Here is a 24199-nt window from a genome sequence, read left to right as displayed (position 1 = left end):
AGAGAGTAATGGCTATTCCAACGTTAAATTCTTACGCGCTGCCAACCGCAGCCGAACTGCCAGCCAATAAAGTGACCTGGGCCTTTGAACCGGCGCGTGCCGCGTTACTGATCCACGATATGCAGGAGTATTTCCTCAATTTTTGGGGTGAAGACAGCCCGCTGATTGAACAAGTCGTCGCCAATATTGCCCGGTTACGCGAGTACTGCAAATCCCAGGGGATCCCGGTGTTCTACACCGCACAGCCCAATGAGCAAAGTGCTGAAGATCGTGCTCTGCTAAACGACATGTGGGGACCTGGCCTCAACAAACACCCTGATCAGCAGAAAGTCGTGGCTGCACTGGCACCGGATGAACATGACCAGGTGCTGGTGAAATGGCGTTACAGCGCATTTCATCGCTCACCGCTGGAATCGATCCTGAATGAAACCGGACGCGACCAGCTGATTATCTGTGGCGTATATGCCCACATTGGCTGTCTGACCACCGCGACCGACGCCTTTATGCGTAACATCAAGCCATTTATGGTGGCTGACGCCCTGGCTGACTTCAGCCGCGAAGAACATATGATGTCGCTGACCTATACAGCCGGTCGCAGCGGCCGCGTTGTGATGACGGAAACCCTGCTGCCACTGCCACAAAGCAAAGAGCAGCTACGTGCCGTGGTCCTGCCCCTGCTGGATGAAGACAGCGATGATCTCCTTGATAGCGAAAATCTGGTGGATTACGGACTGGATTCGGTGCGCATGATGGCGCTGGCAGCCCGCTGGCGCCAGGTGCATAGCGATATCGACTTCATCGCCCTGGCAAAAAATCCCAGTATTGATGGCTGGTGGGCACTGCTGTCGAGGGAGCCTGCGTAATGTCATGCCGTTTTGACTTCAGCAATAAACAGGTGTGGATCACCGGGGCGGGCCAGGGGATTGGTTATCATACTGCACTGGCATTTGTTGCTGCGGGTGCCTCTGTGGTGGGGTTTGATAAACAGTTTTCGCAAAACGATTACCCCTTCCAGCGCGCCATTGTCGATATTTCCGATGCCGATCAGGTGAAACGTGTCTGTCAGCGCCTGCTGTCAGATACACCCCGCCTTGATGTGCTGGTGAATGCTGCCGGTATTTTACGTACTGGCAGCACCGAAGAACTCGCGGTGGAGGACTGGCAGGCCTGCATGGCCGTCAACGCCGGGGGGGCATTCAATCTGTTCCAGCAAACACTGCCACTGTTCCGTCAGCAACGTGCCGGCGCGATTGTCACTGTTGCCTCCAATGCGGCACACGCGCCGCGTATCGGTATGTCAGCTTATGGTGCTTCTAAAGCAGCCCTGCGTAGCCTGTGCCTCACTGTCGGGCTGGAAATGGCTCCCTTTGGTGTCCGCTGCAATATCGTTTCACCCGGTTCCACAGACACCGCGATGCAACGGAGCCTGTGGCATAAACCGGAAGACGAACAGCAGATGATCGCCGGCTACCCCGATCAGTACAAACTGGGTATTCCGTTGCAGAAAATTGCCCAACCTCAGGAAATCGCCAACACGGTATTGTTCCTCGCCTCCGACAGCGCCAGCCATATCGTGATGCAGGATATTGTTGTCGATGGCGGAGCCACTCTGGGTGCCTGATATGTGGAAACGACAAAGTAGCCTGACTGAGCTAAATCAGATGGCAGAAGGTACGCTAATTGCCGGGCTGGGTATGGTCTTTACCCGACTGGAGCCTGACTGGCTGGAAGCCACTATGCCCATGGATGCTCGCACACAGCAGCCGTTTGGGCTGCTGCACGGTGGCGCATCAGTGGCGTTGGCGGAATCGCTGGGGTCAATGGCAGGTTGGCTCTGTTCGCAGCCAGGTCAGAATGTGGTAGGTATTGAAGTCAGCGCCAGCCATCTGCGTGCGGTCTATAGCGGAACCGTACGCGGCATCTGCAGGGCGCTTCACAGCGGCAGTATGAACCAGGTCTGGCAGATTGAGATTGTGAATGCACAGGATCAGCTGTGCTGTATTGCACGACTGACAACCGCCATTATCGGCTAAAGCGCAGAGGCGCGGTACCACATCAGAACCGCCGCGATTAAGCACAAAAAAATAGGGCGCCAGTGGCACCCTATTTTTTTAGCGAAGATTAACGCTGATAGACGGTTTCGACACCTTCTTCGTCGTCTTCGTCCCAATCGTCATCCCAGTCATCGTCTTCTTCTTCAACTTCTGGCTGGGTTTCTTCCAGCTGCTGACGATGATAGTCATCCCACATGAATTCCACTTTCTCTGGCTGTTTAGCTTCCAGTTCAGCTTCTTTCGGGTTAGCGATGATGAAGGACATCAGGTCCCAGCACAGTGCGTTAACGCCTGAGCGGTTTGCCGCAGAGATCAGATAGTATTTCTCTGTCCATCCCAGAGCGTCTGCAATGGCTTTAGCACGCGATGCGGCTTCTTCTTCATCCAGCAGGTCCACTTTGTTGAACACCAGCCAGCGTGGCTTTTGGAACAGCTTATCGCTGTATTTCTCCAGCTCAGCCAGGATGATGCGAGCGTTTTCAATCGGATCGCTTTCGTCAATCGGTGCCAGATCGATGGTGTGTAACAGTACACGGCAACGCTCAAGGTGTTTAAGGAAGCGAATACCCAGACCTGCACCATCCGAAGCCCCTTCGATCAGACCCGGGATATCGGCAATAACAAAGCTCTGCTCGCTGTCCATACGAACAACACCGAGGCTTGGCACCAGAGTGGTAAACGGATAATCCGCCACTTTAGGTTTCGCAGCAGAAACAGCGCGAATAAAGGTCGATTTACCTGCGTTAGGCAGGCCGAGCATACCCACGTCAGCCAGCAGCATCAGCTCCAGCTGTAAATCACGCTTTTCACCCGGCGTACCCATGGTTTTCTGGCGTGGGGTACGGTTCACGGATGACTTGAAACGGGTGTTGCCCAGACCGTGCCAACCGCCTTTAGCGACCATCATCTTCTGCTGATGATGCGTCATATCACCGAGGGTTTCACCGGTTCCCTGGTCAATAATGCGCGTTCCAACCGGTACTTTAACAACGATGTCCACACCGCGTTTACCGGTACAGTCACGGCTCTGGCCGTTCTGCCCACGTTCTGCACGGAAGGACTTTTCAAAGCGGTAGTCGATCAGGGTATTCAGGTTTTCGTCGGCCTGCATATACACATCGCCGCCATCGCCACCATCACCACCGTCCGGACCGCCACGAGGGATATATTTCTCACGACGGAAGCTCACGCAGCCATTACCGCCATCGCCAGCCACTACCAGGATCGTCGCTTCATCAACAAACTTCATTTTACTTCTCCGTCACTCATACGCCCGTGGCCCGATGCAGGTGGCACCGGAACGGGATTGCTCCGCCGTGGCCATAAGCGATGACCAATTGCGGAAAACATGGCGCCTGACACCACAACGATTGCTCCGACAAACCCTAAGGTATTGAGTTGCGGAATGGCAAAAAAGTCGGGCCAGCCAAGCGATAAAAATTCTGAAAACAGCAGGGTAAAAAGTGGCGTTAGCGTCACAATTGCGCTGACCTGAGCCGCCTGCCAGCGTGCGTAGGCTTCCGCCAGTGCGCCGTAACCCACAAGGGTATTCAGCACACAAAAAATCAGGCATCCAAGCTGCCATCTGTCCAGTTGCCACACCAGATCGGTGTGCGCAAAAGGCAATAACGTCACTGCACATAAAGTGTACAGCAAAAACAGGATCTGCTGCGAGCCGAGTCGACGCAACAAAATTTTTTGCGTCACGCCATAGACCACCCACACCAGTGCTGCACTGACGCCCAGAATCACACCCCAGGTGTAATTGGTCAGACGGGTAAAGATTTCCACCAGGCTGGTATTAAAAAACATCACCAACCCGCACAGCAGCATACAGACACCGATAATCTGGCTGCCGCGCATCTTTTCTTTCAGGATAAAGACGCTGGCAAGCATCATACCAGGAGGAGCCAACTGGGCAATCACCTGGGACGCCGTCGGGCTGAGATACTGCAACGAAGAGCCAAACAAGATGAAATTGCCCACCAGTCCGGCGGTAGCGATCATCACCCACACCAGCCAACGCGGGTGCCGGAAGAAATCACGCGGCGGCAGCTGACGTTTCAAGGCCAGAATCGTGCCCAGGCCTAACGCTGCGAGAAAAAAACGATAGAACACCACAGTGAACGGATCCATCACCTGCAGCACCACTTTCATCGCAATGGGTAACGAACCCCAGCTCATAGCGGTAACCATCGCAAGCGCAATACCCATTCCAGCCTGTTGTTTGATGACTGACATCAGTGTTCCCTGGCAGAATGTAAAAAGCCCCGCAGTCTAGTGCGGGGCTTTTATTTTCGCAGCAGTGAACGGCTTAACAGCCGTTCCGCGGCACGAAAACCTAATTACTCAGCAACAATGCTGATGTATTTACGGTTGTTCGGGCCTTTAACTTCGAATTGGACCTTGCCGTTTGCAGTAGCAAACAGGGTGTGGTCACGACCGCAGCCTACGTTGGTGCCCGCGTGGAATTTGGTGCCACGCTGACGAACGATGATGCTACCAGCCAGTACAGATTCGCCGCCGAAACGTTTTACGCCCAGACGTTTTGCATTGGAGTCACGACCGTTACGGGTCGAACCACCAGCTTTCTTATGTGCCATTTGTCAGGTCTCCTGTTATGCGCTGATGCCAGTGATCTTCACATCAGTGAACCACTGACGGTGACCCTGCTGCTTACGGTAATGCTTACGACGACGGAACTTAACAATCTTGATCTTGTCGCCACGACCGTGAGCTACGATTTCAGCCTTGATCACGCCACCTGAAACTAAAGGTGCGCCGATTTTAACGTCTTCGCCGTTAGCAATCATCAGAACCTGGTCGAATTCAACGACTTCGCCGGTTGCGATGTCCAGCTTTTCCAGGCGAATGGTTTGACCTTCGCTTACTCGGTGTTGTTTACCACCACTTTGGAAAACCGCGTACATATAAACTCCGCTTTCGCGCTTGCCTTCTTTGATTTCAGGCTGCGCTATAAATATTCACAATAGGGCGCGAATTCTACGCAACTTCGCAGGTAAAGACAATAGCCTGTTTCGCTCTATTGCAGAAAAAAAACGCAACGTGAATGGGGACGTTTCACCGCCGCGTTTTTCAAGTACAATCTGTCATACATTTCATGCCACTGGCACGGTAAAGGCGCTTATCATAGCAGCGAACTGAGCGATAGCTGAACAGACTGATGAACTTAGAACAGATAAATGAACTCACCGCGCAAGATATGGCGGACGTCAATGCGACAATACTCGACCAGCTGAACTCGGATGTATCCCTCATCAATCAGCTGGGCTATTACATTATCAGTGGCGGAGGTAAGCGTATCCGTCCGATGATCGCTGTGCTTGCAGCACGCGCCATCAATAATTACGAAGGTAAACAACACATTACCGTCGCGGCGTTGATCGAATTCATTCATACCGCCACGCTGCTACACGATGACGTCGTGGATGAATCAGATATGCGCAGAGGTAAAGCCACCGCGAACGCCGCGTTTGGCAATGCTGCCAGCGTGCTGGTCGGTGATTTTATCTACACTCGCTCGTTCCAGATGATGACCAGCCTCGGCTCGCTGAGGGTTCTGGCCCTGATGTCTGAAGCGGTCAATGTGATTGCGGAAGGCGAAGTCTTACAGTTGATGAACTGTAATGACCCGGACATCACCGAAGAAAGCTACATGCGCGTCATTTACAGCAAAACCGCACGCCTGTTCGAAGCAGCAGCACAGTCCTCGGCCATTCTGGCAGGTGCCAACGCGGTACAAGAGCAGGCTTTGCAGGATTACGGCCGCTACATCGGCACCGCATTCCAGCTCATTGATGATCTGCTGGATTACAGTGCCGATGGCAAAACGCTGGGTAAAAACGTGGGTGATGACCTGAGTGAAGGTAAACCGACACTGCCGTTATTGCATGCCATGCGTAACGGAACACCGCAGCAAGCCAGCATGATTCGTACTGCGATTGAAGAAGGTAACGGACGCCATTTACTGGAACCTGTTCTGGAAGCAATGCACCAGTGTGGCTCACTGGAATGGACGCGCAATGCTGCGGAACAAGAAGCCGATAAAGCCATTACAGCTCTGAAAGCCCTGCCTGAGTCGCCATGGCGGAGTGCGCTGGAAGCCCTTGCGCACATGTCAGTTCAGCGCGAATTCTAATGCCATAAATTAAACAGAAAGCACACCACTTCGTGCTTTCTGTTTTTTTGTCCGCCCTTCAGATACACTTTTTTCACGCGCACTCCCCCATGCCCCCGGCACGTCACTTCTAATTTTGCGTAACGTTACGCAAAAAAACAGTTATGCCTGAAATTTATTGGAATTTAATGGAAGTTATTTGCTATAAACAGCCTGTTATTGTGAAATATAACAAGTTGCTTTATCGGAATAATACCTACAGCAGAGTGCAATTGATGACAACAATCCGCGCCCTGTTTTCCAAAAGTGCCCATGGAGGATAAGCACATGAAACACTCTCAGCAAGACTGGCACCCAGCAGACATCATTGCCGGACTGCGCAAAAAAGGAACCACCCTCGCCGCCCAATCCAGACTGGCAGGCTTAAGTTCATCGACGTTAGCCAATACGTTGAGTCGACCCTGGCCTAAAGGAGAGTGGCTGATCGCCGATGCCCTGAATGTGCATCCGGCAGAAATCTGGCCCAGCCGCTACTACGATCCTAAAACACATCAACTTATCGACCGTAAGAAACTGATCCGCAGTTAAAAAAAAGGGCCGGTATTGAATACCGACCCTTTTTTATTGCGGGAAAATCACTCTTCGCCGCTGATGCGCTGAATATTTGCGCCAAGCGCCATCAGCTTATCTTCAATGTGCTCATAACCGCGGTCGATGTGGTAGATACGATCCACCAGAGTCGTACCTTCCGCAATACAGCCTGCCAGAACCAGACTGGCTGAAGCACGCAGATCGGTCGCCATCACCTGAGCACCCGACAGCTTCTCCACGCCATGGCAAATCAGCGTATTGCTCTCAATTTCACCGTGTGCGCCCATACGGACCAGCTCCGGCACATGCATGAATCGGTTCTCAAAAATGGTCTCGGTGATCACGCCCGTACCTTCTGCCACCAGATTCAACAGGCTGAACTGGGCCTGCATATCAGTCGGGAAACCTGGGTGTGGTGCCGTGCGCAGGTTTACCGCTTTTGGCCGCTTACCGTGCATATCCAGGCTGATCCAGTCGCTGCCCACTTCAATATCCGCACCGGCTTCACGCAGTTTAGCCAGCACAGCATCCAGAGTATCGGGCTGAGCCGCACGACAGACCACTTTACCGCCAGAGATCGCCGCCGCCACCAGGAATGTTCCGGTCTCGATACGGTCAGGCAACACGCGATAGACCCCACCACCCAGACGTTCTACGCCTTCGATAGTAATACGGTCGCTGCCAGCGCCAGTGATTTTCGCACCCAGCGTATTCAGGAAGTTTGCGGTATCCACAATTTCTGGCTCACGCGCAGCATTTTCAATAACCGTTGTTCCGGTTGCCAGCGTTGCAGCACTCATGATGGTGACGGTAGCGCCTACGCTGACCTTATCCATCACAATGTGTGCGCCCTTCAGGCGACCATTAACCGAGGCCTTCACATAACCTTCTTCCAGCTTAATCTCTGCGCCAAGTTGCTCCAGACCCGTGATATGCAGGTCAACAGGACGGGCACCGATGGCGCAACCGCCAGGCAGGGATACCTGACCCTGGCCAAAACGCGCTACCAGCGGCCCCAACGCCCAGATAGAAGCACGCATGGTCTTCACCAGGTCGTAAGGCGCACAGAAAATATTGACGTCACTGGCATCAAGATGCACGGAACCATTACGTTCAGCCTTTACACCCAACTGACTGAGCAGTTTCATGGTGGTATCGATGTCCTTCAGTTTCGGGACATTCTGAATCTCTACCGGCTCTTCAGCCAGCAAAGCTGCGAACAGGATCGGTAATGCGGCATTTTTAGCCCCGGAAATTGTGACTTCACCACTCAGGCGGGTCGGACCCTGTACACGAAATTTATCCATTGCAACTGCTCTCTGTTGTCAGTCAAAAAATCTGCTGTTCAGACTCTCACCACGCCAAACGTGGCGAACGCTGCACAGCTTAAAAACCGTTTAGTTTACGGTCACGCGCCCACTCTTCAGGGGTATAAGTCTTGATGGAAACCGCATGAATACGGTTATCCGCGATGTAAGCCATCAGGGGTGCATAGACCGTCTGTTGCTTCTTCACACGGCTCAGCTCGCCAAACAGTTCACCAACGGCAATCACCTGGAAATGGCTGCCATCACCAGTAACGTGGACTTCCTGCAGCGGTAACGCGCCCATCAGCACGGACTGAATTTCATTATTTTCCATGATGCTTTCAAATTCACTTGATAATAAACAGGCACACATCTTAGTGGAATCCGCCCCACTCTTAAACAAGCAAAAAATGCCAGGAGCAGCAGTAAAAGACTAAATGAGAATGGATAACAATACGGAGGCAGGATGAAAGAGGAACCGGCGCACCAGTTCCTGAAGTAAAAATGAGCAAACTCAAGGTGTTCCGCTGTCGTTACGCGGCGCATCGATTCTGGCGGCTTAGTCGCTGCCGACAATAATTTTCTGCAGGTTATAGAGCGTGATCAGCGAACTGAGTTTATCGGTGATGCCGATAAACTGCGGTACTCTTCCACGCTGTATCGCGATCTGTCGGAGATGGACCAGCAATGCCAGCCCACCGGAATCGACGCGATCCAGCCCGGAAACATCGATCGTTTCGACCCACTGCATCACCGCTTCCCGCTGCTGCCAAAGCGGCAACAGCGTTTCACGTTCCAACTCCCCGAAGAGACGCAGATGGTCCGTCTCTACCTCCCAACGCAGTTGTTCGCTCATTACGACTGCTTATTCAATGAAATCGGCTGCTGCGAGTAGGACTTCAACAGCGCCGTCAGGCCGTCGATACCTTTCGTACGTAGGGTGTCACTCCATTCGTTCTGCTTGGTCGTGATCATGCTGACACCTTCCGCAATCATGTCATAAGCCTGCCAGTGATTCGTGACGCTGTTTTTACGCCACTGGAAGTCCAGTCGTACCGGCGGGCGGCCATTCGGGTCAATGATGGTGACACGGATAGCAATAATATTGGCATCCCCCAACGGCTGAGGCGGAGCAATCTGGTATGTTTGCCCGTTGTACATCGCCAGCGCCTGGCCATAGGCCTGCGCAAGATAATCACCAAAGGCTTTGAAATAGGCATCACGCTGTGCTGGCGTAGCCTCTTTGTAGTAACGACCGAGTACCAGCGCCCCGGCGTATTTGATCTGCACATACGGCAACAGTTCTTCACGCACGATCTGACGCAGGTAGTTAGGATCCTGCTTAATTTTCGGTTGTTCACTCTTCAACCGGGTAAACGTTTTCGCGGCTGCTTCGTTCATTAATTTATAAGGATCGGTCTGATCCGCTGCGGCATTGGCTGCCACTGGTGCGATCACCAGCATCGCCACCATCAGTAAACGTTTAAACATTATTTGCCCTCTTCTGGAGTTGTCGTCGCCGGGGCGGGCACTGAGGCCGGCTCGTCACCCGACGCAGATGAATTTTGGTTTTTATCGTCACCGTTGCCGCTTTTGTACAGGAACTGTCCAATCAGATCTTCCAGCACCATTGCAGATTTGGTGTCCTGCAACGTGCTGCCGTCTTTAAGCGTAGCAGTTCCCATTTCCGGGTCATCAAACCCAATATTCAGGGCCAGATATTGCTCACCCAGCAGACCGGAGGTGCGCACAGCCAGAGAACTGGTGTCAGGGATATTGTTATATTTATCTTCAATATCCATCGTGACCTTCGGTGAGTAATTTTTCGGGTCAAGGGTAATGTCTTCAACCCGGCCAATGACGACGCCACCGACTTTCACCGGCGACCCTGCTTTCAGACCGCCAATATTGTCAAAAGTAGCATACAGCTTCCAGGTCGGTTCATTGCCCAGTGACTTCAGGTCGGCAACGCGCAGACAGAGAAAAATAATCGCGCACAGCGCCAGCAGTAAAAAGGCACCTACCCAAATCTCGCTTTTTTTCGTTTGCATTGAATCAGTTCCCAAACATCAGTGCTGTAAGCACAAAATCCAGACCGAGCACTGCCAGTGAAGCATGTACTACGGTACGCGTCGTTGCCCGACTGATCCCTTCAGAAGTCGGGATGGCGTCATAGCCGTTAAACAGCGCAATCCAGGTGACCGTCACCGCAAAAACGGCGCTCTTGATTACGCAGTTGATAAGATCCGTGCGCAGGTCGACCGCATTCTGCATGGCTGACCAGAAGAATCCAGGATCGATACCTTTCCAGCTGACACCCACCAGCCCGCCGCCAAGAATACCCACCGCGACGAAAATCAGGGTCAGCAACGGCATACTGATCACACCCGCCCAGAAACGCGGAGAGATAATGCGTCGTAGGGGATCAACCGCCATCATTTCCATACTGGAAAGCTGCTCAGTGGCTTTCATCAGGCCAATTTCTGCCGTCAGAGCTGAACCGGCACGCCCGGCGAACAGTAACGCGGTGACAACCGGGCCCAGTTCGCGTAGCAGCGACAGTGCGACCATCATGCCCAGGCCCGTTTCGGCACTGTATGTCTTCAGCACCAGATAACCCTGCAGGCCCAATACCATGCCGATAAACAGCCCGGAAACCACGATAATTAATAACGACATCACGCCAACGCTATACAACTGTTTTATCAACAGTGGCGCATGTTTACGAAAGCGAGGAATGCCAAACAATGCATGGAATAACATCAACCCTGCACGGCCAAAAGAGGCGCAGGTATTAATGCCCGTTCGCCCGAGTGACGCCAGTGCTCTTAGAAACATCAGTCTGTCACCCTCCCTGAGCCGACTAAATCTTGCAGATAATCCCCTGCCGGGAAACGGAACGGCACGGGCCCGTCAGCAATACCATCAATAAACTGACGCACGCGGGCATCATCATTTTCACGTAACTGTGGGGCTGTCCCCTGTGCAATCACTTTTTGATCGGCGATAATATACGCATAATCGGCAATGCTCAGCACTTCCGGGACATCGTGAGAAACCACGATACAGGTAACACCCAAAGCGTGATTAAGCTCATCGATTAACTTCACCAGCACGCCCATGGTAATCGGATCCTGCCCGACAAACGGTTCGTCGAACATAATCAAATCGGGTTCAAGTGCAATCGCACGGGCCAGAGCGGCACGCCGCGCCATTCCGCCAGACAGTTCAGAGGGTTTCAGATTGGCGGCACCGCGTAATCCCACGGCTTCCAGTTTCATCATCACCGTACTGTTCAGCAAGGGCTCTGGGAGACGGGAATGTTCACGCAGCGGCCATGCAACGTTGTCAAAGACGCTGAGATCGGTAAACAGCGCACCTGACTGAAACAGCATACTCATCTTCTTACGCGCTTCGTAAAGACGCGAACGCGACAGCGCGGGAATGTTCTCACCATTGAACCAGATTTCACCGCTGTCAGGCGGGATCTGCCCACCTATCAGTCGTAACAACGTAGTTTTACCGATCCCGGATGGCCCCATAATGGCGGTGACTTTCCCTTTGGGCACCGTAAGCGAGATGTTATCGAAAATCGGACGGTTGCCACGGGAGAAACTCACACCCCGGACATCCACCAGATTCGTCTCCGCCTGGCTCATAGTTACCTCTATCTTTATTTTTAGGCGATTAATTTACCCCCGATAGTAACGTATTACCCTCCGGGCCGGGCATTTTTACAGAATCTTACCTCTGTGACGTAGCTAAAGTTGGCATAAGTTTTACTTTTTGCTTTGAGACCGTCAAAATCACTGCCATTAAATTTTCCATGCCTTACTTCGTTGTCGCCACCTGCCCTCGACGATAAGACCTGACCACAAGGACACTTCATGCTCGTCGCTACAGCACTACTGATTATCGGTTTAGTCTTACTGGTTTATGGAGCCGATCGTCTGGTGTTTAGCGCCGCTATCTTGTGCAGATCCTTTGGTATTCCCCCGTTAATTATCGGAATGACCGTGGTGGGCATCGGCACCTCACTGCCCGAGCTGATTGTCTCGTTCTCTGCTGCTACACATGGGCAGATGGATATTGCCGTAGGAACAGCGATGGGCTCGAATATTACCAATATTTTGCTGATATTGGGAGGCGCAGCGCTGCTACACCCGCTCACCGTTCATTCAAACCTGATCCGGCGTGAGCTCCCACTGATGCTGCTGGTCACCCTGCTGTGCGGTGTGACGTTGTTCGATAACGAACTGAGCCGGAATGATGGTCTGGCGCTGATCGCTATCGCAGCCATCTATCTGTTGTTCATCATTAAAATCGCACGCCGTGCTGAACGCGACGGTAATGACTCTCTGACCCGGGAACAGCTGGCCGAACTGCCACGCGATGAGGCGGGCAATACCGTTGCTTTCCTGTGGCTGGCCGTTGCGCTGATCCTGCTACCCATGTCTACGCGTATGGTGATCGATAATGCGACGGTCATTGCTGATTATTTTGGCGTGAGTGAACTGGTGATTGGCCTGACCATCATTTCAGTAGGCACCAGCCTGCCGGAACTGGCTACGGTTATTGCCGGAGCACTAAAAGGCGAAGATGATATCGCCGTCGGAAACCTGATTGGTTCAAACATCTATAATATCGCGATTGTGCTGGGCATCCCGGCACTGATTCATCCCGGCACGCTCGACACCGCTATCTTCGCCCGTGATTATTGGGTGATGCTGGGTGTCAGTGCGCTGTTTACATTAATCTGTTTGCAACGCAGTCGTCGCATTGGTCGGCTGGCTGGTGCATTGTTGCTGTGCGGATTTATCGTCTGGGTGGGAATGCTCTATGGCTTCCCCTCTGTGACTTTCTGGTAAAAGGACTGGACTACTATGGCGCATATCACTGCCGATCCCGACTTTGACTTTCAACAGGCCGGGAAAGAAGTATTGCGGATTGAACGTGAAGGGTTAGAGCAGCTCGATCAGTACATCAACGACGATTTTACCCATGCCTGCAACCTGATCTATCGCTGTGGCGGTAAAGTTGTGGTGATGGGAATGGGGAAATCGGGGCATATCGGTAAGAAAATAGCCGCTACCTTTGCCAGTACCGGTACGCCATCGTTTTTTGTCCACCCCGCTGAGGCCAGTCACGGCGATCTGGGCATGGTCAGCCCCAATGACGTAGTATTAGCCATCTCTAACTCCGGTGAATCTTCCGAAGTTCTGGCACTGATTCCGGTGCTAAAACGCTTACGCGTCACATTAATCTGCCTCACCAGCCGCCCGGAAAGTGCAATGGGCCGCGCAGCGGATGTGCATCTGTGTGTTAAAGTGCCACAGGAAGCTTGTCCACTGGGCCTGGCACCAACGACCAGCACGACGGCAACACTGGTCATGGGAGATGCCCTGGCCGTTGCCCTGTTGAAAGCACGTGGCTTCACACCGGAAGATTTTGCGCTCTCCCATCCCGGTGGTGCGCTGGGGCGTAAGCTGCTACTGCGTGTTGATGATATCATGCACTCGGGCAGCGACATGCCGCACGTGAGCCGTGATGCTTCACTCCGCGATGCGCTGCTGGAAATAACGCGTAAAAATATGGGAATGACGGTAATCTGCAACGATTTGATGAAAATCGAAGGCATCTTTACCGATGGCGATTTGCGCCGTGTCTTCGATATGGGCGTTGATATCCAGCATGCCGGCATCGAAAGCGTGATGACCCCGGGCGGGATCCGCGTTCGGCCTAATACCCTGGCAGTGGATGCGCTGAATCTGATGCAAAATAAGAATATTACCTCCGTGATGGTCGCCGACGGCGACACACTGCTGGGCGTGGTGCATATGCATGACATGCTTCGTGCTGGTGTGGTTTAACAAAGGAAGTGAACAAAAATGAGTCATTCAGCAGCCACCGTTGAGACCTGTTACGGCCCGGTCAGCCAACAGGTGATGGCACAAGCGCAGAACATAAAACTGTTGATCTGCGATGTCGATGGTGTCATGTCAGACGGCGTGATCTACCAGGGTAACAATGGTGAAGAACTCAAAGCCTTCAATGTGCGTGATGGTTATGGTATTCGCTGCCTGCTCACCTCCGGGATTGAAGTGGCTATTATTACCGGCCGTAAAGCCAAACTGCTGGAAGATCGCTGTGCCACACTGGGGATTACGCATCTTTACCAGGGACAAACGGATAAGCTTTTGGCCTTCCGTGAACTTCTGGATACACTGTCACTCAGTGCGGAGCAGGTTGCCTATATTGGTGATGATCTGATTGACTGGCCGGTCATGGCTGAAGTGGGCCTGAGTGTGACCGTTGCTGATGCTCATCCCATTTTGCTTCCCCGCGCTCACTACGTGACCCGTATTGCGGGTGGTCGTGGTGCAGTTCGGGAAATTTGCGATCTAATCCTGATTGCACAGGGCAAGTTTGATGAGGCCAAAGGGCAGTCGGTATGAGTAAAACAAGACGCTGGATGACGCTGATACTGGCACTGATCGCCATTGTGCTGATTGGCTGGAATCTGACTGCCACCGATGATAACGACGGTGCAGCAACGCAGGACAATAATGAACCCACCTATATGAGTGATAACTCACATACGGTAGTTTATAACCCAACCGGAGCGCTGAGCTACAAGCTGGTTTCTGACAAGGTGACCTATTTTTCGGCGGATGCTGTAACCTGGTTCGATAACCCGGTGATGACCACCTACGATGAGAACAAGGTTCCAACGTGGTCAGTGCGTGGAGACAAAGCCAAGCTCACTAACGATCGCATGCTGTACCTATACGGGCATGTGGAAGTTAACAGCCTGACGAAAGACGCACAGCTTGAGCGCATCAAAACAGATAATGCGCAAATTAACCTGACGACTCAGGATGTGACCTCGGACGATCAGGTAACACTTTATGGCAGCAGCTTTAACTCTACAGGTATGAAGATGCGTGGGAATTTACGGAAGAAAACTGCCGAGTTGATTGAAAAGGTCAAAACATCTTATGAAATTCAAAATGAACAAAAGCCTTAAGTTACTGACTGCAACCCTGCTGTTCGCCGTGAGCGTTCCTGCTTTAGCGTTAACGGGCGATTCGGATAAACCGGTGAATGTCGACTCGGAAAATCAGGCGCTGGATATGCAAGGCAACGTTGCCACGTTTACCGGAAAAGTCATCGTGACGCAGGGTACGATTAAAATCACGGCCGATAAAGTGGTGGTGACCCGTCCGGGTGGCGACAGCAATAAAACCATTGTTGATGCCTACGGCAATCCTGCGACCTTCTACCAGATGCAGGACAGTGGCAAACCCGTGCAGGGTCACGCCCAGAAAATGCATTACGAACTGGCGAAAGACCTGGTGGAGTTAACCGGCAACGCCTATCTGGAGCAGCTCGACAGCAACGTCAAAGGCGATCGCATCACCTATCTGGTGAAAGAGCAAAAAATGCAGGCCTTCGGCAGCAGCGGCAAACGTGTCACTACCGTACTGGTGCCATCGCAGTTGCAGGACAAAGGCACACCGTCAAACGGTCAGAAAAAGAGTAACTAACGAACATGGCAACCTTAATTGCGGAAAACCTCGCGAAGGCTTACAAAGGCCGCCGCGTGGTTGAAGATGTCAGCCTGCAAGTGAAGTCTGGCGAAATCGTGGGCCTGCTTGGCCCGAACGGCGCAGGCAAGACCACCACGTTTTACATGGTGGTTGGCATCGTGCCGCGTGATGCAGGTCGTATCGTGATCGACGATGAAGACATCAGCATTTTACCGCTGCATGCGCGTGCGCGTCGGGGCATTGGCTATCTGCCACAGGAAGCCTCTATTTTCCGCCGTCTGAGTGTTTACGATAATCTGATGGCGGTGCTGCAAATTCGTGATGATCTGACCAGTGAGCAGCGTGAAGATCGTGCTAATGAACTGCTGGAAGAGTTTCACATCGAACATTTACGTGACAGCCTCGGTCAGGCGCTATCAGGCGGTGAACGCCGCCGCGTAGAAATTGCCCGTGCGCTGGCCGCCAATCCAAAATTCATCCTGCTGGATGAACCGTTTGCCGGTGTTGACCCGATTTCCGTTATTGATATTAAAAAGATTATTGAACACCTGCGTGACAGCGGCCTCGGCGTGCTGATCACCGACCATAACGTACGTGAAACGCTGGCAGTGTGTGAGAGAGCCTATATCGTCAGCCAGGGGCATCTTATCGCCCACGGCACCCCGGAAGCGATCCTGGCCGATGAGCAAGTTAAGCGTGTCTATTTGGGTGAAGAGTTCAGACTCTGATAAGGTGTTCACATTCGGTAAGTTTTCTGGGGAATTAATACTCTGAATATGAAGCAAGGTTTACAACTCAGGCTGAGTCAACAGCTTGCCATGACGCCACAACTGCAGCAGGCCATTCGCCTGCTGCAACTCTCTACGCTTGAACTACAGCAGGAAATTCAGCTGGCGCTGGAAAGTAACCCGTTGCTTGAACAGACCGACATTCACGAAGAAGTTGATACCCGCGAATATCAGGAAACAGAAGCGCTGGATACCCGGGAAGCGCTGGAACAGAAAGACATGCCCGAGGAGCTTCCACTGGATGCGACCTGGGATGAAATCTACACCGCTGGTACGCCGTCAGGCACGGGTACCGATTACCATGACGATGAGTTACCTGTTTATCAGGGTGAAACGACCCAGACACTACAGGACTATCTGATGTGGCAGGTGGAGCTAACGCCTTTTACCGATACCGATCGCGCGATTGCGACCTCCATTGTCGATGCTGTCGACGATACGGGCTATCTGACCGTGTCGCTCGAGGAAGTGCTTGAAAGTATGGGTAACGACGAGCTGACCCTTGACGAAGTGGAAGCAGTGCTGAAACGTGTACAGCGTTTTGATCCAGTAGGCGTCTGCGCCCGCGATCTGCGCGACTGTTTACTGGTACAGCTCTCCCAGTTTGCGGCAGATGTGCCGCTGCTGAAAGAAGCACGGCTGATTGTCAGTGAGCATCTCGACCTGCTCGCCAACCATGATTTCCGCAGCCTGATGCGCGTCACACGCCTTAAAGAAGACGTGCTGAAGGGAGCGATGCAGGTCATTCAAACGCTTGACCCGCGCCCAGGCCAATCGATCAATACTCAGGAACCCGAGTATGTCATTCCAGATGTGCTGGTGCGTAAAGTCAGTAATCGCTGGATGGTCGAGTTGAATGCAGACAGTGTGCCGCGTCTGAAGATTAATCAGCATTACGCTTCACTAGGCTCAAGTTCACGCAGCGACAGTGATTCGCAGTTTATCCGCAGTAATTTGCAGGAAGCCAAGTGGCTGATTAAAAGCCTGGAAAGCCGAAATGATACGCTGCTGAAAGTGACACGCTGTATCGTGGATCAGCAGCAGGCCTTTTTCGAACAGGGCGAAGAGTATATGCGCCCAATGGTGCTGGCTGATATTGCCAGTGCCGTCGAAATGCATGAATCGACCATTTCCCGTGTGACCACCCAGAAATACCTGCACAGTCCACGTGGTATTTTTGAACTTAAGTATTTTTTCTCCAGTCACGTCAATACCGAAGGGGGGGGCGAAGCGTCCTCAACGGCGATCCGTGCACTGGTGAAAAAATTAATCTCGGCGGAGAATCCCGTCAAACCACTCAGCGACAGCAAGCTCACCTCCATGCTTTCCGAACAGGGAATTATGGTGGCACGGCGCACTGTGGCAAAATACCGAGAGTCTTTATCCATCCCGCCATCAAATCAGCGCAAACAGCTGGTCTGAACGAACAGAGAAGGAAGACACTATGCAGCTCAATATCACTGGACAGCACGTTGAAATCACCGAGCCACTGCGCGAGTTTGTGACAGCGAAGTTTGCCAAACTGGAGCAATACTTTGACCGGATTAACCAGGTCTATATTGTTTTAAAAGTGGAGAAAGTGACGCAAATTGCCGATGCAACATTGCATGTGAATGGCGGTGAGCTGCATGCCACCTCGGAAGATAAAGATATGTACGCGGCGATTGACGGCCTGATCGACAAGCTGACTCGCCAGTTGAATAAACACAAAGATAAGCTAAAACAACACTAAATCTCACAATGCATTGATGGTGTTTCAGCAACCCGCTTCTACTGGCATATGCTGAAAGCGGTATCGGCTCGTATTCTTCCGGGAATACGAGCCGTTAATCAATACGGCATGTTAATCTCTTGATCTGAACGCTGGTAAAGAGTGTCCTGCCTGCGGAAGTGAAAAGTTAAGTGAAACTATGATGAACAATGATTTGAAACTGGAACTGGGCTCCGTCTTGAGCATCTCGTGTACCCGTAATGGCGTACATTGCCAGAGCAAAAAACGGGCGCTGGAAATTATCAGCGAGCTTGCGGCGAAACAGCTTAACCTCCCGCATCAGACAATTTTTGAAGCGATTCTGACGCGTGAAAGAATGGGCAGCACCGGTATCGGTAATGGCATTGCCATCCCGCACGGCAAGCTGGAAGAAGATACGCTACGCGCAGTCGGTGTCTTCATTCGCCTTGACCAGCCCATCGCGTTTGATGCAATTGATAATCAGCCCGTGGACCTGTTGTTTGCCCTGCTGGTGCCAGCAGATCAGTGTAAAACACATCTTCATACTCTCTCTCTGGTTGCCAAGCGCCTGGCAGATAAAACCGTTCTGCGTCGCCTGCGCGCCGCACAATCCGATGAAGATCTTTACGAGATCATCACGGAAGATCACGAAGAGAGTTAGTCATTCTTGCCACAGTCCCCGACATAATGAAGTTGCAGCAACGCAGCGAAACGCAGCGCTGGTGCAGCTTCTGGTCTAAGGGAAAGCGGGTTAAATTGGGGGAAAAGTGAAATGGTGCTGATGATCGTCAGCGGTCGCTCAGGCTCAGGGAAATCAGTGGCATTACGCGCGCTGGAAGACATGGGTTTTTACTGCGTGGATAACCTGCCTGTAGTCTTGCTACCTGATCTGGCTCATTCGCTGGCTGAGCGCAATATATCTGCTGCTGTGAGTATCGATGTACGTAACATGCCGGAATCTCCGGAGGTATTTGAAACCGCGCTCACCAATTTGCCAGACTGTTTTTCGCCGCAGCTTCTGTTCCTGGATGCTGACCGTAATACCTTAATCCGTCGCTATAGCGATACCCGTCGCCTGCATCCGCTCTCCAGTAAAAATCTGTCGCTGGAAAGTGCCATCGATGAAGAAAGCGATCTGCTGGAACCGCTACGTTCCCGTGCCGATTTGATTATCGACACCTCAGAAATGTCAGTGCACGAGCTGGCAGAGATGCTACGTACCCGCCTGCTGGGGAAACGCGAACGTGAACTGACCATGGTATTCGAATCTTTCGGTTTCAAACACGGTATTCCCATTGATGCCGACTATGTGTTTGATGTCCGTTTTCTGCCGAATCCACACTGGGATCCGAAGCTGCGTCCGATGACCGGTCTTGATCGCCCCGTTGCCGCCTTCCTTGATCGTCATACTGAAGTGCATAATTTTATTTATCAGACGCGCAGCTACCTCGAGTTATGGTTACCGATGCTGGAAACCAATAACCGTAGCTATCTGACAGTGGCGATCGGCTGTACCGGCGGTAAACATCGTTCCGTGTATATTGCCGAGCAACTGGCAGATTATTTCCGCTCGCGCGGTAAAAACGTTCAGTCTCGTCACCGTACGCTGGAAAAACGCAAATCATGACCGTAAAACAGACTGTTGAGATTAAAAATAAGCTGGGTATGCACGCACGTCCGGCGATGAAGCTGTTCGAACTGGTACAGAGTTTTGATGCTGAAGTGCTGCTGCGCAATGAAAGCGGTACTGAAGCGGAAGCGAGCAGCGTGATTGCGCTACTGATGCTTGACTCAGCTAAAGGCGGTCATATCGAAGTAGAAGCCAGTGGTGCGCAAGAAGAAGAAGCGCTGGCCGCGGTGATCGATCTGTTTAATGCCGGATTCGACGAAGACTAATCATCCCCCTGAACAGACCGGCGTTTCAGCCGGTCTGTTGGCTATTTCCCGCCCGAATCAATGCAACTTATGTTCCCGCAGGAAACTCTCCCCCCCGAGCTGGCGCATCTGGCGCATAATCCACTGTTGGCGCTGACGCACATAGCCAGACGGAGCATCAGCCCTGAAGCGAATGGGGTTGGGTAGCACTGCAGCCAGTAGCGCCGCTTCAGACATAGACAGGCGACTGGCCGGTTTATGGAAATAGCGTTGAGAGGCCTCCTCTACGCCAAAGACCCCTTTCCCCATCTCCGCCACGTTAAGATAAACAGTGAGGATCCGGCGTTTGGTCCATACTGTTTCAATTCCCACCGTCAGACCGGCCTCCAGGCCTTTACGCACCCAGCTCCGTCCATCCCAGAGAAATACGTTTTTGGCCGTTTGCTGCGAGAGTGTCGATGCGCCGCGCATACCCGCTTTCTCATTACTGCTGTCCAGTACTGACTGAATAGCGGCCACATCAAACCCCCAGTGCGTAGGGAACTTCTGATCTTCAGAGGCAATAACCGCCAACGCCATCCACGGTGAAATCTTATCCATCGACACCCAGTCAGAATGAGCCACATAGCGAAAATCACCACTGAACCAGGCGCTCAATTGCCGTTCGGCCATCACGGCAGAAAATGGCACCGGTAAAAAAGCAAAGAGGACAATACCACCCACCCATAAACCCATTACGACCAGGACCAGGCGAAATAGCCCCGATTTGATCCGCGCCATCACGCGCACTTTATTGCGACTCATACCCGAGGATCCGCCCAAAATTTATCAGTATGAAAATACACCAGGATTTCTCCATGATTGTCAGTTACTCCGACATAACCGGAATCGGTTCCATTAAATCACGCACTTTACCTTCACTCTACGATGGATCTGTCGGAAGCAGAAAGCACTCGAAATTGATTGGTTCATCCTGCTTATAAATTTCATCTGGACGCTTTCGATTATTCAGCCTCATAGAAAGTAAATCCCGTGTCGATTTGGCCTTAGAGTCGATTCCACATCGTTTCACGTTACTGGAAAGAGCTGTTTATCTTGCTGAACGGAGTCAGCATTTACCGACCGCTGGAGGGCGATTCGGTAATTTGTGCTAGCAGAAACCAAAACGTTTCGGAAAGCCAGACCAAAAACCCAGAAATAACTAAATAAAACATCAACTTACAAACAATAAAATCGATTACAGCAGCGAGACTCCCGTACCTAAGTAAAAAGTCATCAGAGCAAAAAGTTTACGTCAATCCCAGGACCTGGGGAAAAGCCACAATCGTTCAATAAATATGCGTATTATCGTAAAATGTAATTCGCCGCTTGACTGGATTGTAAAAATCGGTTCTTCTGTTTACGAACGCTGCTCAACATCACACATTTTAATGAATCCCGTAACATGTGACGCAAGATTTGCTAAAGTAGTGACTGAGCATTGTTATGTTCACCCAATACCTAAACCTGAGCTCTCGACGATTCTTATCAGAATAGCTCAGGAGGACCTTTTTCCCTGGTGTTGGCGCAGTATTCGCGCACCCCGGCTTCGGTCGGGGTCATTTTTTTTCAGCGTCCGTAACCCATTGCCGTAACACTTCCACGTCATTGCGCCACTCGTGCTTAAGCTCATCAATCCATTCCTGAACGTTATCCCACCATGCAGGCAGCTCAGGGCTTTGAATCTGTTTTGCAACCTGCTGCAAATGTGTCAGCCCTACGGAACCCGCAGCACCTTTAATTTTGTGGCCCTCTTCCGCAATGCCTTTTTGATCGCGCGCCATCATGTTGGAATCCAGTACCGCCAGGTAACCCGGCATCATCTGTTCGAACATCGCGAGGCTCTGATGGATCAGTTTCGGCCCGACCAACTCGATATACTGTTCAAGCATGGGCACATCCAGTAACGCCAGTTCTTTCTCATCCATATTGAACTCCGGTGCATCAGGTAGATCGATTGCCTGGAAATCCCAGTATCTTTTGATCATCGCCGTGAGTGCAGGAACGGCCAATGGCTTGCTCAGAACATCATCCATACCCGCATCAAGGTATTCACGTTTATCCTTCAGGACGTTCGCCGTCAGTGCCACCAGCGGTGGCAGATGCTCTCCGGCATGACGCTGGTGGATGATGCGCGCCACATCCAGTCCGGTCATGTCGGGTAGCTGGATATCCAGCAACACCAGATCAAACTCGTCAGGGTCAAACATATCCAGTGCAGCTTGCCCTGTCATCGCCACTTCTACGCTGTTACCCAGCTTCTCAAGCACCGAACGAGCAACCACAACGTTCAACTCAATATCCTCCACCAGCAGCACGTGCAGCGCGGGCAGTGGCAAATCTTCTTCCTGCTGTTCATCCTCGAGGTCTTCGATCACACGCGGTGCGTTGAGCGTCAGGGTGAAGCAGGAACCCTGACCAGGCGCGCTATGCACGCAGATGTCGCCTCCCATGCTTTGAGCCAGGCGGCGGGATACCGCCAGTCCAATCCCCGTGCCCGTCGCAGGCTTGCCGCCACGCTGATCCTTCACCTGGTAATACATGGCAAAAATTTTGTCCTGCTCATCCTGCGGGATACCCATGCCAGAATCTTCGACTTCGAAGCACAGGCAGTCATCCTGCTGATAGCCAACCCGCACCACAATTTCCCCTTGCTGGGTAAATTTCACCGCATTACCAATCAGGTTCCACAGGATCTGACGAAGGCGTGTGCCATCAGCAATAATTTTGTGGGGAAGCGGGAGCGAGGGCGCCAGCACAAACTTCAGCCCTTTTGGCTCAGCCAGCAAACCGGAGAGGTTTTCCAGATCGGCCAGGAACCCTGTGAAATCAATAGGCTGATTATCCAGCTGCACTTTGCGGCGCTCGATTTTGTCCATCTCAATCACATCGTTGAAAATGTTACCCAGTGTAATAGCGGAAACATGGATGGTTTTAAGATACTTCAGCTGTTCCTGGTTGAGGCGGGTATCCAATAGGATACGGCTCAAACCCACAATGCCATTAAGCGGCGTACGAAGCTCGTGGCTGATAGTAGAGATAAAGGTCGTCTTATCCCTACTGGCATTCTCTAACGCGTCCTGGTAACGCTTACGCTCGGTTATATCGCGTCCAAAGCCCATCAGCCCACTACGTTTCCCTACGCGGTCGTAATAAGGCACCTTCCGAATTTCAAAACAGGCCTTGCGCCCATCAGGATATTGCAGCCACTGCTCATAAGTCAGGGAGACATTATGACGGAAGACTTTCTCATCAGTTTCCAGCACTTTGGTCGCTGCGTCGTCGTCGTAGACATCTTTTGGAGACAGGCCGATAAGCTGTTTTTCGCTTTTGCCCGTGAGCAATTCCATCGCGCGGTTACAGCCTGAGAACTGCTGGTCAACATTGCGGTAGAACACGAGATCAGGGGAGGCATCAAGGAATGAACGCAGGAAAGAGGATTGTTGTTCGAGTTCGATTTGCGCTTCTTCACGCCGCACCATCTCCTCTTTCAGTTTCGCCACCACCTGCAGGCGTGCATCTTCGGCTTTAATACGGTCAGTAATCTCCTGATTTAACTGGACAATATTACCCTGCATCTGCTGATTAAGTTCCAAATCACGGTTACGCATCTCTTCAAGCTTATCGACAAGCCGGGCAAGACGCTGACGCGATTCTTCCAGTTGCTCCACCACCACCGAGAGGAAGTAAACCGCCCAGGGCGTAATCAGCAGACCGAAAAATACCGAACGTACCATATCGATACTTTCGACATGACCACGCAGCACCATAGTGACGGCCATCTGCACAATCATGGCCAGTACCACCAGCGCCGATGCCAACAGCAACGAGAAGCGCACCAGCCCCAGTTTGACCATCAAATCAACGTAGTACTGCGCTAATAACCGAATTTGTTTCATAAAGGATTCCTTCCAGTCGGATAGCGGCAATCATACCGGAATTGAACAAAAGACCAACGCGCTATCTCCCCACGCTGGGTCAGAAACCTGCACACTAATAGTGCAGCAGCACCCACAGCCCGCAGCGGGTTATGACGGGATTTTCCGCGCCCTGCGGCCTGAGACTGGTACTGGCGGCAAAACCAGGCCTGGCAATGCTCTCACCAGGGTGGCCGACAATAAAAAC

The 24199-nt window shown here is 52.1% G+C and carries 29 protein-coding genes; 16 read left to right on the top strand and 13 right to left on the bottom strand.

The features are described 5' to 3' along the window. Positions 1–8 precede the first annotated feature (8 nt). From FVB43_RS03535 to FVB43_RS03525, 3 genes are read left to right on the top strand one after another with little or no spacing between them, the layout of a single operon-like run. The gene (locus tag FVB43_RS03535) at positions 9–863 is read left to right on the top strand and encodes an isochorismatase family protein (protein ID WP_133844063.1); all 855 of its coding nucleotides are present in this window, start codon (positions 9–11) and stop codon (positions 861–863) included. After that, positions 863–1621, top strand: a complete 759-nt coding sequence (dhbA, locus tag FVB43_RS03530) for a 2,3-dihydro-2,3-dihydroxybenzoate dehydrogenase (protein ID WP_133844065.1) — start codon at positions 863–865, stop codon at positions 1619–1621. The genes FVB43_RS03535 and dhbA overlap by 1 nt, the downstream gene beginning before the upstream one ends. A gap of 1 nt (position 1622) precedes the next feature. Further along, on the top strand, positions 1623–2033 hold the full coding sequence (locus FVB43_RS03525; protein WP_133844067.1) for a hotdog fold thioesterase: 411 nt from the start codon (positions 1623–1625) through the stop codon (positions 2031–2033). 88 nt (positions 2034–2121) lie between these two features. Here the strand turns inward: FVB43_RS03525 and cgtA are convergent, their stop codons facing one another. The 4 genes from cgtA to rplU form a co-directional block, all read right to left on the bottom strand. Then, positions 2122–3303, bottom strand: a complete 1182-nt coding sequence (cgtA, locus tag FVB43_RS03520) for an Obg family GTPase CgtA (RefSeq protein WP_133844069.1) — start codon at positions 3301–3303, stop codon at positions 2122–2124. Then, complete coding sequence (locus FVB43_RS03515; protein WP_167863435.1) at positions 3300–4286, bottom strand: DMT family transporter; 987 nt, start codon at positions 4284–4286, stop codon at positions 3300–3302. Before FVB43_RS03515 ends, cgtA begins: the two co-directional genes overlap by 4 nt. A 113-nt stretch (positions 4287–4399) precedes the next feature. Further along, a complete protein-coding gene (gene rpmA / locus FVB43_RS03510) occupies positions 4400–4657 on the bottom strand; it encodes a 50S ribosomal protein L27 (protein ID WP_013204035.1) in 258 nt (85 codons plus the stop codon). Between the two features lie 15 nt (positions 4658–4672). Then, positions 4673–4984 carry a 50S ribosomal protein L21 gene (rplU, locus tag FVB43_RS03505; protein WP_133844071.1) on the bottom strand — a complete coding sequence of 104 codons (312 nt, stop codon included), beginning with the start codon at positions 4982–4984 and terminating at the stop codon, positions 4673–4675. 254 nt (positions 4985–5238) lie between these two features. Here rplU and ispB point away from each other — a divergent pair, with 254 nt between their 5' ends. Beyond that, entirely contained in the window at positions 5239–6213 is a 975-nt protein-coding gene (gene ispB / locus FVB43_RS03500) for an octaprenyl diphosphate synthase (protein WP_133844073.1), read from the top strand. A 306-nt stretch (positions 6214–6519) separates the two neighbouring features. Next, positions 6520–6780, top strand: a complete 261-nt coding sequence (locus FVB43_RS03495) for a helix-turn-helix domain-containing protein (protein ID WP_133844075.1) — start codon at positions 6520–6522, stop codon at positions 6778–6780. A gap of 47 nt (positions 6781–6827) precedes the next feature. On the opposite strand, the gene murA is transcribed toward FVB43_RS03495, so the two are convergent. The 7 genes from murA to mlaF all read right to left on the bottom strand — a co-directional run bounded on the left by murA (position 6828) and on the right by mlaF (position 11749). After that, a complete protein-coding gene (gene murA, locus FVB43_RS03490) occupies positions 6828–8090 on the bottom strand; it encodes a UDP-N-acetylglucosamine 1-carboxyvinyltransferase (RefSeq protein ID WP_133844077.1) in 1263 nt (420 codons plus the stop codon). Positions 8091–8169: 79 nt separating this feature from the next. Beyond that, positions 8170–8424 (bottom strand): BolA family iron metabolism protein IbaG, encoded by a 255-nt coding sequence (gene ibaG / locus FVB43_RS03485; protein WP_133844079.1) that lies wholly within the window; start codon positions 8422–8424, stop codon positions 8170–8172. Between the two features lie 225 nt (positions 8425–8649). Next, positions 8650–8946 carry a lipid asymmetry maintenance protein MlaB gene (mlaB, locus tag FVB43_RS03480; protein WP_133844081.1) on the bottom strand — a complete coding sequence of 99 codons (297 nt, stop codon included), beginning with the start codon at positions 8944–8946 and terminating at the stop codon, positions 8650–8652. After that, positions 8946–9581 carry a phospholipid-binding protein MlaC gene (gene mlaC, locus FVB43_RS03475; RefSeq protein ID WP_133844083.1) on the bottom strand — a complete coding sequence of 212 codons (636 nt, stop codon included), beginning with the start codon at positions 9579–9581 and terminating at the stop codon, positions 8946–8948. The genes mlaB and mlaC overlap by 1 nt, the downstream gene beginning before the upstream one ends. Then, positions 9581–10141: an outer membrane lipid asymmetry maintenance protein MlaD gene (gene mlaD, locus FVB43_RS03470; protein ID WP_133844085.1), complete on the bottom strand. Its 561-nt coding sequence runs from the start codon at positions 10139–10141 to the stop codon at positions 9581–9583. Before mlaD ends, mlaC begins: the two co-directional genes overlap by 1 nt. A 4-nt stretch (positions 10142–10145) precedes the next feature. Beyond that, the gene (gene mlaE, locus FVB43_RS03465) at positions 10146–10928 is read right to left on the bottom strand and encodes a lipid asymmetry maintenance ABC transporter permease subunit MlaE (RefSeq protein ID WP_133844087.1); all 783 of its coding nucleotides are present in this window, start codon (positions 10926–10928) and stop codon (positions 10146–10148) included. Next, the gene (mlaF, locus tag FVB43_RS03460) at positions 10928–11749 is read right to left on the bottom strand and encodes a phospholipid ABC transporter ATP-binding protein MlaF (protein ID WP_133844089.1); all 822 of its coding nucleotides are present in this window, start codon (positions 11747–11749) and stop codon (positions 10928–10930) included. Before mlaF ends, mlaE begins: the two co-directional genes overlap by 1 nt. A gap of 228 nt (positions 11750–11977) precedes the next feature. Here mlaF and FVB43_RS03455 point away from each other — a divergent pair, with 228 nt between their 5' ends. The 11 genes from FVB43_RS03455 (at position 11978) to npr (ending at position 20056) form a co-directional block, all read left to right on the top strand. Next, positions 11978–12958 carry a calcium/sodium antiporter gene (locus tag FVB43_RS03455; RefSeq protein ID WP_159337316.1) on the top strand — a complete coding sequence of 327 codons (981 nt, stop codon included), beginning with the start codon at positions 11978–11980 and terminating at the stop codon, positions 12956–12958. A gap of 15 nt (positions 12959–12973) precedes the next feature. Beyond that, entirely contained in the window at positions 12974–13960 is a 987-nt protein-coding gene (gene kdsD / locus FVB43_RS03450) for an arabinose-5-phosphate isomerase KdsD (protein ID WP_133844093.1), read from the top strand. A gap of 18 nt (positions 13961–13978) precedes the next feature. Beyond that, positions 13979–14545, top strand: coding sequence for a 3-deoxy-manno-octulosonate-8-phosphatase KdsC (gene kdsC / locus FVB43_RS03445; protein ID WP_133844096.1), 567 nt, complete (start codon positions 13979–13981; stop codon positions 14543–14545). Further along, entirely contained in the window at positions 14542–15117 is a 576-nt protein-coding gene (gene lptC, locus FVB43_RS03440) for an LPS export ABC transporter periplasmic protein LptC (RefSeq protein WP_133844098.1), read from the top strand. Before kdsC ends, lptC begins: the two co-directional genes overlap by 4 nt. Further along, entirely contained in the window at positions 15089–15637 is a 549-nt protein-coding gene (gene lptA, locus FVB43_RS03435) for a lipopolysaccharide ABC transporter substrate-binding protein LptA (RefSeq protein ID WP_133844100.1), read from the top strand. Before lptC ends, lptA begins: the two co-directional genes overlap by 29 nt. A gap of 5 nt (positions 15638–15642) precedes the next feature. Continuing rightward, a complete protein-coding gene (gene lptB, locus FVB43_RS03430; RefSeq protein ID WP_133844102.1) occupies positions 15643–16368 on the top strand; it encodes an LPS export ABC transporter ATP-binding protein in 726 nt (241 codons plus the stop codon). A gap of 48 nt (positions 16369–16416) precedes the next feature. Continuing rightward, positions 16417–17850 carry an RNA polymerase factor sigma-54 gene (gene rpoN, locus FVB43_RS03425; RefSeq protein ID WP_133844105.1) on the top strand — a complete coding sequence of 478 codons (1434 nt, stop codon included), beginning with the start codon at positions 16417–16419 and terminating at the stop codon, positions 17848–17850. A 22-nt stretch (positions 17851–17872) separates the two neighbouring features. Next, a complete protein-coding gene (gene hpf, locus FVB43_RS03420) occupies positions 17873–18160 on the top strand; it encodes a ribosome hibernation promoting factor (RefSeq protein ID WP_133844107.1) in 288 nt (95 codons plus the stop codon). Between the two features lie 178 nt (positions 18161–18338). Next, positions 18339–18821: a PTS IIA-like nitrogen regulatory protein PtsN gene (gene ptsN, locus FVB43_RS03415; RefSeq protein ID WP_133844109.1), complete on the top strand. Its 483-nt coding sequence runs from the start codon at positions 18339–18341 to the stop codon at positions 18819–18821. 111 nt (positions 18822–18932) lie between these two features. After that, a complete protein-coding gene (gene rapZ, locus FVB43_RS03410; protein WP_133844111.1) occupies positions 18933–19787 on the top strand; it encodes an RNase adapter RapZ in 855 nt (284 codons plus the stop codon). Beyond that, complete coding sequence (gene npr, locus FVB43_RS03405; protein ID WP_133844113.1) at positions 19784–20056, top strand: PTS phosphocarrier protein NPr; 273 nt, start codon at positions 19784–19786, stop codon at positions 20054–20056. The genes rapZ and npr overlap by 4 nt, the downstream gene beginning before the upstream one ends. A gap of 57 nt (positions 20057–20113) precedes the next feature. Here npr and mtgA read toward each other — a convergent pair whose 3' ends face one another. Together mtgA and arcB are read right to left on the bottom strand one after the other, a co-directional pair. Then, complete coding sequence (mtgA, locus tag FVB43_RS03400) at positions 20114–20839, bottom strand: monofunctional biosynthetic peptidoglycan transglycosylase (protein WP_133844115.1); 726 nt, start codon at positions 20837–20839, stop codon at positions 20114–20116. Positions 20840–21633: 794 nt separating this feature from the next. Then, on the bottom strand, positions 21634–23973 hold the full coding sequence (gene arcB / locus FVB43_RS03395) for an aerobic respiration two-component sensor histidine kinase ArcB (protein ID WP_167863383.1): 2340 nt from the start codon (positions 23971–23973) through the stop codon (positions 21634–21636). Positions 23974–24199 lie beyond the last annotated feature (226 nt).

It is taken from the genome of Erwinia rhapontici (assembly GCF_012271765.1).
GTDB lineage: Bacteria > Pseudomonadota > Gammaproteobacteria > Enterobacterales > Enterobacteriaceae > Erwinia > Erwinia rhapontici.
The sequence above is the reverse complement of the archived record's forward strand: the minus strand, read 5'-3'. Positions and strand labels throughout refer to the sequence as shown.